The organism is Curtobacterium sp. VKM Ac-2922 (assembly GCF_022815645.1).
Classification (GTDB): domain Bacteria; phylum Actinomycetota; class Actinomycetes; order Actinomycetales; family Microbacteriaceae; genus Curtobacterium.
Window position 1 is genome coordinate 120,526 of sequence record NZ_JALGRO010000013.1, and the last position, 11,434, is coordinate 131,959.

12 protein-coding genes are annotated in these 11,434 nt (G+C 72.3%); 6 read left to right on the forward strand and 6 right to left on the reverse strand.

Translation table 11 applies throughout. The features are described from left to right. Positions 1–133: 133 nt before the first annotated feature. On the reverse strand, positions 134–1,114 hold the full coding sequence (locus MT346_RS15235) for a TerC/Alx family metal homeostasis membrane protein (RefSeq protein WP_374202533.1): 981 nt from the start codon (positions 1,112–1,114) through the stop codon (positions 134–136). A gap of 210 nt (positions 1,115–1,324) precedes the next feature. Here MT346_RS15235 and MT346_RS15240 point away from each other — a divergent pair, with 210 nt between their 5' ends. The 3 genes from MT346_RS15240 (at position 1,325) to katG (ending at position 5,462) form a co-directional block, all read left to right on the forward strand. Then, a complete protein-coding gene (locus tag MT346_RS15240; RefSeq protein ID WP_243563945.1) occupies positions 1,325–1,879 on the forward strand; it encodes an RNA polymerase sigma factor in 555 nt (184 codons plus the stop codon). Beyond that, on the forward strand, positions 1,876–2,775 hold the full coding sequence (locus tag MT346_RS15245; protein WP_243563946.1) for a hypothetical protein: 900 nt from the start codon (positions 1,876–1,878) through the stop codon (positions 2,773–2,775). Before MT346_RS15240 ends, MT346_RS15245 begins: the two co-directional genes overlap by 4 nt. Before the next feature lie 416 nt (positions 2,776–3,191). After that, a complete protein-coding gene (gene katG, locus MT346_RS15250) occupies positions 3,192–5,462 on the forward strand; it encodes a catalase/peroxidase HPI (RefSeq protein WP_243563947.1) in 2,271 nt (756 codons plus the stop codon). A 54-nt stretch (positions 5,463–5,516) separates the two neighbouring features. Here katG and MT346_RS15255 read toward each other — a convergent pair whose 3' ends face one another. Continuing rightward, positions 5,517–6,224, reverse strand: a complete 708-nt coding sequence (locus tag MT346_RS15255; protein WP_243563948.1) for an alpha/beta hydrolase — start codon at positions 6,222–6,224, stop codon at positions 5,517–5,519. Between the two features lie 89 nt (positions 6,225–6,313). Between MT346_RS15255 and MT346_RS15260 the strand changes: the two genes are divergently transcribed. Further along, positions 6,314–6,883 carry a TetR/AcrR family transcriptional regulator gene (locus tag MT346_RS15260; protein ID WP_243563949.1) on the forward strand — a complete coding sequence of 190 codons (570 nt, stop codon included), beginning with the start codon at positions 6,314–6,316 and terminating at the stop codon, positions 6,881–6,883. A gap of 10 nt (positions 6,884–6,893) precedes the next feature. Here the strand turns inward: MT346_RS15260 and MT346_RS15265 are convergent, their stop codons facing one another. From MT346_RS15265 to MT346_RS15275, 3 genes are read right to left on the reverse strand one after another with little or no spacing between them, the layout of a single operon-like run. Beyond that, a complete protein-coding gene (locus MT346_RS15265) occupies positions 6,894–7,796 on the reverse strand; it encodes an aminoglycoside phosphotransferase family protein (protein ID WP_243563950.1) in 903 nt (300 codons plus the stop codon). Continuing rightward, positions 7,796–8,368: a GNAT family N-acetyltransferase gene (locus tag MT346_RS15270; RefSeq protein WP_243563951.1), complete on the reverse strand. Its 573-nt coding sequence runs from the start codon at positions 8,366–8,368 to the stop codon at positions 7,796–7,798. Before MT346_RS15270 ends, MT346_RS15265 begins: the two co-directional genes overlap by 1 nt. Then, the gene (locus MT346_RS15275) at positions 8,365–9,159 is read right to left on the reverse strand and encodes an SGNH/GDSL hydrolase family protein (RefSeq protein WP_243563952.1); all 795 of its coding nucleotides are present in this window, start codon (positions 9,157–9,159) and stop codon (positions 8,365–8,367) included. Before MT346_RS15275 ends, MT346_RS15270 begins: the two co-directional genes overlap by 4 nt. A gap of 57 nt (positions 9,160–9,216) precedes the next feature. Here MT346_RS15275 and MT346_RS15280 point away from each other — a divergent pair, with 57 nt between their 5' ends. Beyond that, the gene (locus tag MT346_RS15280) at positions 9,217–9,762 is read left to right on the forward strand and encodes an ATP-binding protein (protein WP_243563953.1); all 546 of its coding nucleotides are present in this window, start codon (positions 9,217–9,219) and stop codon (positions 9,760–9,762) included. Continuing rightward, positions 9,759–10,700: an alpha/beta hydrolase gene (locus MT346_RS15285; protein ID WP_243563954.1), complete on the forward strand. Its 942-nt coding sequence runs from the start codon at positions 9,759–9,761 to the stop codon at positions 10,698–10,700. Before MT346_RS15280 ends, MT346_RS15285 begins: the two co-directional genes overlap by 4 nt. Here MT346_RS15285 and MT346_RS15290 read toward each other — a convergent pair. Next, positions 10,663–11,148 (reverse strand): hypothetical protein, encoded by a 486-nt coding sequence (locus tag MT346_RS15290; protein WP_243563955.1) that lies wholly within the window; start codon positions 11,146–11,148, stop codon positions 10,663–10,665. The two genes, MT346_RS15285 and MT346_RS15290, sit on opposite strands and share 38 nt — an antisense overlap. Positions 11,149–11,434 lie beyond the last annotated feature (286 nt).

Genomic DNA, 11,434 nt, shown 5'->3' on the forward strand with positions numbered 1-11,434 from the left:
TCACGCACCCGGCACCGGACTGGAGGCCCGCGGCGGGCTGGCACCGAGCCTCCCGTCCGCCAGGTGTCGGACCGGAGGCCCGTGGCGGGCCGGCACCGGGCCTCCTGTCCGTCAGGTGGCCCGGTGCGGCGCTTCAGCTGCCGGCTGACCCGCGGTCCGTCGGCTGCGTCTCCGACGCGGACTCGTGGCGCATGCGGAGCAGGCTGGCGAGGGTCGCGACGCCGATCGACGCGATGATGACGACCAGCGACGTGATCGTCGTGATCTCCGGCGCCCACGCCACCGGACGGCCGCCGTTGATGAACGGCAGCTCGTTCTCGTGCAGGGCGTGCAGCACGAGCTTGACACCGATGAACGCCAGGATCACCGCGATGCCGTACTTCAGGTAGACGAGCTTCTCGAGCAGGCCCCCGAGCAGGAAGTACAGCTGCCGCAGGCCCATCAGCGCGAAGACGTTGGCGGTGAACACGATGAACGCGCTCTCGGTGATGCCGAAGATCGCCGGGATCGAGTCGAGCGCGAACAGCAGGTCGGTCGTGCCGATCGCGATGAGCACGACGAGCATCGGTGTCAGGTGCCGGACGTCGTCGTGGGTGGTCCGGAACTTGATCCCGTCGAACGAGTCCGTGATCCGGACTCGGCGACGCAGCTGCCGGACGATGAAGCTGTCCTGCTGGTCACTGTCGTCGTCGTGGTCCTCACGCACCTGCTGGATGGCGGTCCAGATCAACCACGCCCCGAACAGGTAGAAGATCCACGAGAAGTCCTCGATCAGCTGGGCGCCGAGCAGGATGAACACGCCGCGCAGCACCAGCGCGATGATGATGCCCATCATCAGCACCGACTGCTGGATCGGTTTCGGCACCGAAAACCGCGCCATGATGATGACGAAGACGAACAGGTTGTCGATGCTCAGGCTGTACTCGGTGAGCCACCCGGCGACGAACTGTCCCGCCGCGTCTCCCCCGGCGACGACGAGCATCACCACGGCGAACACCAGGGCCAGGCCCACGTACAGCCCGACCCACAGCCCGGACTCCTTGACCGTCGGCACGTGCGAGCGCCGCGCGACCAGGACCAGGTCGGCGAGCAGGATCAGGACGATCGCGATCATCGACCCGACTTCGAACACGACGGGCAGGTCAGGCACGCAGGACTCCTCGTTGCTGGCGGAGTGTCCATGATGTCGTGGCAACGGGCACGACGCGAACCGTCAGGCGGTGGTGGTCGCGAGACGCACCGGCTCGACGCCCCGCGCCGAGCCGCCGGGCCACCAAGCTGGGTCCGTGGGGAACCGATCGCGACGGTGCGGACATCGTCAGGCATGAACCAGAACTCGGGTGACCGCGCCGACTGGGCGCTCGCCGTCCTCGGGGACGGACGGGCGTTCGGCCGGGTGTTCGACCGGCACGCACCACGGCTCCGGCGGCACGTCCGGGCGCTCGTGCCCGTGCCCTCGGACGCCGAGGACGTCGTCGGCATCGTCTTCCTGCACGCGTGGCGCAAGCGCGACCAGGTGCGCTTCGTGGACGACTCCCTGCTGCCGTGGTTGCTCGTCACGGCGACCAACACGGCGCACAACCTGACCCGCGCGGCACGTCGTCACCGACTGTTCCTGGCGCGGTTCCCGGTCGAGGTGCACGCCCCCGATCCCGCCGACGACTTCTCCGACGCCGAAGCGGTGTCGGCCCTGGGCGGACTGTCCCTGGCCGACCAGCGGGTGCTCACCCTGTGCGTCATCGAGGGGCTCTCCGAGCGCGAAGCGGCCGAGGCACTCGGTGTTCCGCCCGGCACGGTCAAGTCCCGTCTCCACCGGGCGAAGGCCCGGCTCCAACAGCAGTACTCGGCTTCAGCGACCCCCCTCGGAGGCACCCTGTGAACGACCGCGAGCTCTCCCCACGACTCACCGCGATGCGCGACGCCATCGCCGCCCAGGTCGACGCCACGGGCGCAACCGCCGGCCCGCGGCGTCGTCCCCGCCCGACCCGCACGACCGTGATCGCCGTCGTCGCCGCGTTCGTGCTCGGGTCCGGCTTGACCGGCGCGCTGACGGCCGCGGCGCTGCCGGGGATCAACGGCGACACCGCGCTCGAGACCGAGCTGGCGACATCGGCGCGCTACCAGGTCGAAGCGACCAACCACGGCACACTCATCGGCACGCCGGTCTTCCAGACGGACCACGGCGACGCGACGATCCCGCTCGGCCGCGCCCCGGAGCGCGCCGACCGCGTGACGCTCTCGTGGACCTGCCGTGACGCGACCACGCTCACCGTCACGGTCGACGGCACGGTGGTCGGCGGTCCGACCCGTTGCCACCCGGGTTCCTCGACACCAGAGTGGGCCATGCAGCCCCTGTCCGCGTCCGGCCGCACCACCGTCACGGTCACCTCGTCCGACGCGTCCGCCGTCTACGGCGTGTGGCTGTCGTGGGCGAAGGCGGCGACCATCGCCCGGCCGTCGGCGCAGCAGGCCGCAGAGACCGCCGACGGGGTCGTCACCCAGGACGAGTACACCGCCGCGTTCAACCGGTTGCAGGCCTGTCTGACGCAGGCTGGGATCCCGACGGGCACGACGCCGCTGTCCTGGTTCAGGGACGGACTGTGGAGCAGCAGACCGTCCGGGCAGGGCCCTTGGTACCTGTACTCGACGCCGTCGGACGGCCTGGACGTGTTCGACACGCAGTGTTCCCCGCGGGAGTTCGCCGACGTGGACGCGATCTGGCAGCAGGAGCACCCGATGCCGGTCGACCCGCCGGCGCAGCCCTCGGACGGGTGAGCGACCGGGCGCAACGTGAACCCCCTCTCAGGCGATCCTGGCGCGCGATCGACGCGCCGGGAAGACCCGAGAGGCCCTCGTGACGACACCTGGTGCCCGTTCGGGTCGGGCACCAGATGCGCACGTCGGACCGGCGCTGCGGTGCGCCGACCCGCAGGCCATGGTCCCCGTCGCCACCCACCACCGCCGCTTCGTTCGAGGTCTCGAGTCTCGGGACGCGCTTCGCGGACGGTTCTCCCAGGGCGACGGCGAACGGTGGGGTGTGGACGCGTCGCCACGGGGCACCTGGCGCGTCCGCCGCACGACGAGGAGCAGCCGTGACCGATCACCGAACCGCACACACCGACGGGACCTCCAGCGGAGGGAACCCAGCCGACGGGACCGACCCCGACGGCACCAACACCTGCAGTTTCCACATGGGGGGTGCACTGCCCGCGGGCGGTGACCACCAGGGCGGCACGTTCGGGCAGTCCCCGACCCTGTCCGACTGGTACCCGCAGCGACTCCGCGTCGAGTTGCTGCACCGCAACGGCATCGACGCCGACCCACTCGGCGCCGACTTCGACTACGCCGCCGCCTTCGCGACGATCGACCTCGACGCGCTGAAGGCCGACATCAAGCAGCTGCTGACGACCTCGGTCGACTGGTGGCCGGCGGACTACGGCAACTACGGCCCGCAGATGATCCGGATGGCGTGGCACGCCGCGGGCACCTACCGCATCGCGGACGGCCGCGGCGGCGCGGGGACCGCCATGCAGCGGTTCGCGCCGATCGGCAGCTGGTGGGACAACGGCAACACCGACAAGTCCCGACGCCTGCTGCAGCCGATCAAGCACAAGTACGGCAACGCGCTGAGCTGGGCGGACCTGATGGTCCTGACGGGCAACTGCTCGCTCGAGCTGATGGGCCTGCCGACGTACGGGTTCGGTGGGGGCCGACTCGACGCCTGGGAGCCCGACGACGGCACGTGGTGGGGCCCCGAGGTGTGGGACCCGCACCAGGCGCACACCCCGGACGAGATGGTCAGCCGTGACGAGCGGTGGACCGGGCAGAACGGCGACGCGGACTACGACCTGCAGAGCCCGCTCGCCGCGTCGCACCAGGCGCTCATCTACGTCAACCCCGAGGGCCCGTACGCCAACGGCGACCCGATGGGCTCGGCGCGCGACATCCGGATCACGTTCTCGCGGATGGCGATGAACGACGAGGAGACCGTCGCGCTGATCGCCGGTGGCCACGCGTTCGGCAAGAGCCACGGGCAGGTCCCCGCGTCGGACATCGGTCCGTCGCCGGAGACCGCGCCGATCGAGTCGATGGGTCTGGGCTGGCACAACCCGGTCGGCACGGGCAACGCCGAGTACACGTCGACGAACGGCATCGAGGGCAGCTGGACGCCGAACCCGACCCAGTGGGACAACACCTACCTGGAGAACCTGTTCCGCTACGACTTCGAGCAGACGAAGAGCCCGGCCGGTGCCCTGCAGTGGACCCCGACGGACCCCGACGCGCCGAAGACCCCGGATGCCCACGTGCCTGGGCAGATGAACCCGCTGATGATGATGACGTCGGACATCGCGCTCAAGGTCGACCCGGCGTACCGCGAGGTCTGCGAGCGGTTCCTGGCCGACTTCGACCTGTTCACGACGGCGTTCTCGAAGGCCTGGTACAAGCTGACCCACCGTGACATGGGTCCGAAGCACCGGTACCTGGGCCCCGAGGTGACGATCGCGGACGACCTGCTCTGGCAGGACCCGCTGCCCGAGGCCGAGGGCACCCCGCTCGACGACGCCGACGTCCAGGCGCTCAAGCAGGCGGTCCTGGCGTCCGGGCAGTCCGTGTCCGACCTGGTGTTCACCGCGTTCTCCGCGGCGTCGACCTACCGCGACAGCGACAAGCGCGGCGGGGCGAACGGCGGCCGGATCGCGCTGTCACCGCAGAAGGACTGGGCCGTCAACCGGCGGACCGTCCCCGTGGTACAGGCCCTGCGCACCGTGCAGGCGGACTTCGCCAGCACGTCCGGCAAGCACGTCTCGCTGGCCGACCTGGTCGTGCTGGCCGGCTGCGCCGCGGTCGAGCAGGCAGCGCGCGCGGCGGGCTCCGACACGACCGTGCCGTTCACGCCCGGTCGCGTCGACACCACGCAGGAGCTGACGGACATCGAGATGTTCGAGTGGCTGCGCCCGGTGGCCGACGGGTTCCGCAACTTCGTCTCGGACCGTTTCGCCGAGTTCGCGCCCGGGGTCGCCCCCGAGGCCACGTTCCTCGACAAGGCGAACCTCATGACGCTGACGGCGCCCGAGTGGACCGTGTTGACGGGCGGTCTGCGGGTGCTCGGGGCGAACTGGGACGGCTCGGACGCGGGCGTCTTCACGGACCGCGTCGGGGTGCTCACCACGGACTTCTTCGTGCACCTGACCGACACCGACCTGGTCTGGACGAAGACCGACGACACCGAGTCGACCTTCGCGGGCACCGTGCAGGCCACGGGCGAGCACCGATTCACGGCGACCCGTAACGACCTGGTGTTCGGCTCGAACGCGCAGCTGCGCTCGGTCGTCGACGCCTACGCGGGCAGCGACGGCCAGCAGCGGTTCGTCGCGGACTTCGTCCGCGTGTGGGACAAGGTCATGATGCTCGACCGGTACGACGTCAAGGGCCACCGTCGGTACGGACCGATGGCGGCGTAGTCGCGAGCACAGATCGGACGGGAGGCCCGGGGCCCGCGGGCACCCGGCCTCCCGTCATGTCGTGGTGACGAACTGCTCGATCGCGTCCGCGACCAGGTCGGGTCGCGTGATGAACGGGTGGTGCCCCGTCGGCAGGTCGACGCTGCGCGTCGCCCGCGCCGCGTGGTGGCGCTGCAGGCCGAGCGTGGTGCTGCGGTCCTCGGTGCACACCAGGTACGTCGAGTCGACGCCCTGCCACCCGGCCGCCGTGGTCGGCGTCGCGAACGCCCCGACGGCCTGCTCGGTGACCCGGCTCCATGCCGCCTGCTGCGTCGCCGGGTCCGCGTCCTGCAGGAACCGCGCGCCGAACGAGCCGGCGTCGTAGCCGGTGACGCCGAGCATGCCGGGGCGGACCTCGGCGACGGCGACCGGGTCCGGCTCGTCGCTCATGATCCCGCCCTGCGGCTGCCCGACGTCGGGCAGGTACGACGACACGAACAGCAGGTGTGCGACGGACGGGTGGTGGCCGGCCTGGGCGATGACGGTGCCGCCGTAGGAGTGCCCGACGACGACGGCCTGGTCGAGCTGGTCGAGCACGTGGCGGAGTGCGGCGGCATCGGCGGCGAGCCCGTCGGCTGGCGGTGCGCCGTCGATCTCACCGCAGGACGGCAGGGCGACCGCGTGGCTGCGGATGCCCGTCCGCCGCTGCAGCAGGTCGGCGGTCGACTGCCACCACCACGACCCGTCTCGGACCAGTGCCCCGTGCACGAAGACGACGTCCATGTGTTCCTCCCGGTTCGACAGCGATGTCCGTTCCACGGTACATGTAACGATCGTTACGTGAATTGGCGAGAACGTGCGACGATGCCGGCATGGGACGACACCCCCAGCCGGCGATCGCGGAGCAGCTGCTCGAGCGGTGCACCGACCACGCGCTCGAGCACGGGCTGCCCGACCGGCTCGCGCCCTTCGTCCGGGCGACCGGCACCTCGGCGCGCATGCTGCTGTACCACTTCGGCACCCGCGACGCGCTGCTGCTCGCCGTCCTGCGCCGCGCCCGCCAACGCCACCTCGACCGCTGGGGCGGGCTGCTGCAGCTGCGGCCCGACGAGCCCTACCCGGCGACACTCGGCCGGGCGTGGGTCGCCATGACGGGGCCGGACGGGGCGCCGTTCCTGCGGATGTTCTCGCAGCTGCGGCAGCAGTCCGAGCGGTCGCTCTGGCCGGGGTTCCGGCGTCAGGCGACGACCGACTGGTTGGGGCCGCTCGACACCGGCCTGGCCAGCATCGGCCGTGCCGGTTCGGCGACCCTGGTGCTGGCGGTGATCCGCGGGCTGATGACGGACGTCGAAGCGACGGGCGACCTGGACCGAGCGGACGCCGCGTTCACCGAGCTGCTCCGGTCGCTCGACCCGGACGCGCCCGACGTGGACCGGCGGTGACCGACGGCGCTCACGCGCCCAGCTGCACCAGGCGCTCGAGCATCGCGAACCACGACCCCCGGTGCAGCCGCTCGTACAGCAACGAACTGGTCGCCCGGGCCTGCACGCACGCGAGTGCCAGCTCGAGGTCGACACCCGCCGCGTCCGCGAAGCGCCGGACCCGGTCGACGAAGGCGCGCTCGGGGTCCGCGGTCTCGAGCAGGTCGCCCGCACGCACGGCCACGACCGTGAAGGCGTCGTAGGCGGCCGTCCCCCGCCAGCCCTTCGGGTGGATCGCCAACCACGGCTCGCGGTCGGCGCGCAGCACGTTGCCGACGTGCAGGTCGCCGTGCAGCATCGTCGTGGTCGTGTCCGACGCGAGCGCACGGATGGTGTCGCGAGCACGATCGAGCGCCGCGTCCGGAACAACACCCGGCAGCGCGGCGGTCTGCCGGTCGAGCTCGTCGAGCCAGCCGTCCGTGGTGTCGGCGAGCGCCGGCGCGGTCGGTGGCGCGGGCACGGCGAGCCGTCGCGCCAGGTCACCCTGGATCTCGATCGCCTGGTCGGCCGAGGCGACGGACGCGAGTGTCTCGGGGCCGGCGCGTTCCAGCAACATGCCGCACACGTCGTCGTCGGCTTCGTGCAGCCGGACGGCGCCGCGGCCGTCGAAGGTGCGGAGCGCGTGGGGTTCGCTGCGGTTGCCGGGGTGCGGGAACGAGACCTTGAGCGCTGCCGGCTCGGCGCCACGTCGGACGGGCAGGACGAGCGCGACCTCGCCGTGTGCCGGAGTGCCGTCGGCCTCGCAGTCCCACGCGTCGAGCAGCCGAGCGACGATCGCGGGCAGCTCGGCGAGCCACGCGTTCCCGGTCGCCCCTTCGCGGTCGGTCGTGGCGCGGACGAGTCCCTCGGGTACGTGGAACGTCTCGGATGACACTACGGCGTCCTCGGCGCTGTCGGGGTGGGCTCCGTCGGACGGATCGCGGCGAACAGCTCCATGTCCCTGCGGTGCCCGCCGATCACCTGGTGACTCCGGAGCAGACCCTCGCGGACGTAGCCGGCGTGCTCGGCCGTGCGGATCGATGCCGCGTTCCACGGCTCGATGAACAGCTCGACGCGGTGTGCCGCGGGGATCGTCCAGGCGAACGTGGTGAGCGCGGTGAGCGCCGCGGCGCCCCGGCCCGCGCCTCGGGCCGACGGTGCGAGCGCGTAGCCCGCAGTGAGTCGGCCGTCGTCCAGGCCGGCGAGCCACAGGCCGATCTGCCCGAGTGCGCGGTCGTCAGCGGGGTCGGCGATGGCGAACGAGTACCCGGTCCCCTCGGCCAGACGCCCCTGCTGTCGTTGCACCCACTGCCCGGCCTGCCGCAGGTCGGCGTGCGCGCGCAGCGAGCCCGTCAGCGGCACGTACGGGTCACGGGACAACTGCACCGCCATGGCCGCGTCGGCAGCGCGGAACGGGCGGAGCACCACGCCGAGGCCGACCAGCCGCGGCACGACGGGGTCGCTCATGCGCCGAGGTGGGCGAGCACGGCGTCGCGCACGGCCCGCATGCCCGCCGGGGTCGGGTGGAACAGCGCCGCGTCACCCTTCCGGAACGCGGTGAAGCCCTGCACCCACGGGTCCACGGACCCGACGGCGTGCTGGTCCCTGAACGCGGCGACGTCGACGAGCTCGGCGCCCGACCGGGCTGCTGCCGTGGTGAAGGCGTCACGCAGCTGGTCGGCGATGCGGCGGAACGCGGTCATCTGGTCGTCGGAGAACGGAGCCAGCCGCGACCGTGTCGTCTCGGTGCCGATGATCGTCAGGTAGTCGACCAGCAGGACCCGCGCCGCAGGTGCACGGTCGCGGACCGCGCGGACGATCGCGGCCAGACCGTCGGCTGCGGCGTCGACGTCGTGCTGCGTCGGCGGTTCCTGCGTGGCCGTCCGCTGCAGCCGCCGTCCGAGCGCGCGGGTCAGAGGGCGAGCGGCGAGCCAGCTCCCCCATGCCGCCGCCGACAGGGACCCGACGTACCGCAGGTCGTTGCCGCCCGCGGTGATCGTGACGAGGTCCGCGTCCGAACCCGGCTGGATCGCGGTGATCTGGGGCGGGAAGCGCTTGGGGCCGACGCGCTGTGCCGTGTGCAGGATCGTGTCGGTGGTCGCGCCGCTGACCGACGCATCCGTCAGGCGTGCTCCGAGCGCGCGGGCGATCTGGTGCGACGCGTTCTCGCCGGAGCGCCCGGCCAGCCGGTCGACCACGGGCGCGAGCCCCGGCCCGGCGGCGAACGAGCTGCCCAGGGCCACCATGTGCCGGGTCATCGTTTCGGTCCCCTCATGCGCCGATCCTCGCACGGGCTCCCGTGGCAGAGTGCGCGCATGACCCTCGCCACGAGCGCCGCGCCCCGGACCCCGACGCTCACGCTGTTCTGTGGGCTGCCCGGCGCGGGCAAGACCACGCTGGCGCGTCGGCTCGAGGCAGCCGGCGTGGGCGTCCGGATCGCGACGGACGAGTGGCAGGCGGCGATCGGCATCCCGCACGCGGACGCCGACTTCCACGAGGCCCTGCAGGTCGTCCTGTACCGGCACGCGCTGACCCTGTTGCGCGCGGGCGTGGACGTCGTCCTGGAGGACGGGCTGTGGACCGCGGCCGAGCGGCAGCAGAAGTTCGCGGATGCCCGAGCGTGCGGGGCCCGCATCCGCTTCCACGTGTTCGACGTCGATCACGACACGCTGTGGGAGCGGCTGCGTCACCGCAACGCCGACGCCGCGCCTGGGTCCGCGCCCCTGACCGAGGACGACCTGCGGTGGGCGGAGGGCGTGTTCGAGCCCTTGACCGCCACGGAACTCGCGCTGGTCGACGAGTACGTTCGGCACACCGGCGGAACCGGACCGGCAGACGGCGCACCGAGGAGCCCACGATGACCCCCACCCACCCCGACCTGCGTGCGATCCGCTTCCTGCCCGGGTTCTCCTGGGGTCCGCGCCTGACCAGGCTCGTCCGCCGGGTGAAGCCGCGGCCGGCCGACCTGGGGCCCGAGGTCACGGCGACCGAACTGCACCTGCCGGGCACCGAGGGCAACCCGGACGTCGCGGTCTGCCTGCTCCGTCCGACCCTTGCCGACGGCCCGACCCCGCTGCTGCTGTGGGTGCACGGCGGCGGGCTCATCTCGGGCACCCCGGAGCAGGACGACCGGGCGAACGCGGCGTTCGTCCGGAGCCTCGGGATCGCCGTGGCGGCGGTGCGGTACCGGTTGGCGCCGGACGCGGTCGCGCCGGCGGCCGTCGAGGACGTGTACAGCGCCTTCGTCGCGCTGACCGAGCGTGCGGAGCGACTGGGCGTCGACCCGGGCCGGATCGCGATCGGCGGGGCGAGCGCCGGTGGCGGCCTGGCCGCGGCGGCGACGCTGCTGGCGGCCGACCGTCCGGGTCCGGTGCCGGTGTTCCAGCTGCTGGTCTACCCGATGCTGGACGACCGCACGGTGCTGCGGACCGACATGGACACCAGCAACGTGCACGTCTGGATGCCGGGCAGCAACCGGTACGGCTGGACGTCGTACCTCGGCACCGAACCCGGCAGCCCGGACGTGTCGGAGTACGCGGCTCCGGCCCGCCGCACCGACCTCGGCGGGCTCCCCCCGGCGTGGATCGGGGTCGGCGCGAACGACCTGTTCCACGACGAGGACGTCGACTACGCCGAGCGGCTGCGTGCGGCGGGGGTCGACTGCACGCTCGAGGTCGTCCCCGGCGCGTTCCACGGCTTCGACGCGATCTTCCCGAAGGCCGGCGTCTCGCGGGCGTTCTGGCTCGCGCAGGCGCGTGCGCTCAAGCGGGCTCTGGGAGCGGCGGAGCGGCAGGAGTAGCTCCGGTCGGCGCCGTTCGCGCCCGGGTGAGGATGCTGCGCGCGATCCGCGACTCACCCTCCGTCCCCATGACCCGCTCCGCCGACGCCAGGTCGACGTCGAGCATCGTCGCGACCTCGCTCGGCAGCATCCGGTGTTCGGCGAGCTGCTGCAGCAGCTCGCGTTCGAGCGGCCGGCCGATGCCCTCCAGGGCGCGCAGGTGTTCCCGCGCCGTCCGGACCAGCCCCGTGACGGTGCGCGCGAGCCGGAACTCGGCGTCGCCGCACATGCCCTCGACCTCGTAGGCCACCGCGGTGCGGGGATCGCAGTACCGCCCGAGCGCATCGGTGACCTGTTGCAGTGCCTGGTCCAGCCAGATCGACTCGAACGCCACCTGCGGGTACTCGACGCTGCGGACGTGCCAGCGGTCGTCGGCGAAGCGTGCGACCGCGACCGTCTCGGGGGTCACCGGGACTCCGTCGCGTCGAGGCACCCGTGCTCGCTTGCGGTGATGGGCCAGGTCGTCGCCATGGGCGGGTCCTCTCGTCAGGGCTCGTGACGTTTCGCTGGACGATCGTCTGACGAAACGCTAGCAAGCACCTCGATGCGCCGCGCTGAGCGTCTGCACAGTGGCCGGTGCCCTGCAGCCGGCCGCCGTCGGACGGGAGGCGCGGTGCGCAGCCCGTGCACATCCGCCCCGAGATCGCGATCCTGCCCGCCTACAAGCAGGGCCGGCAGGCCGCGGCCGACGCCTT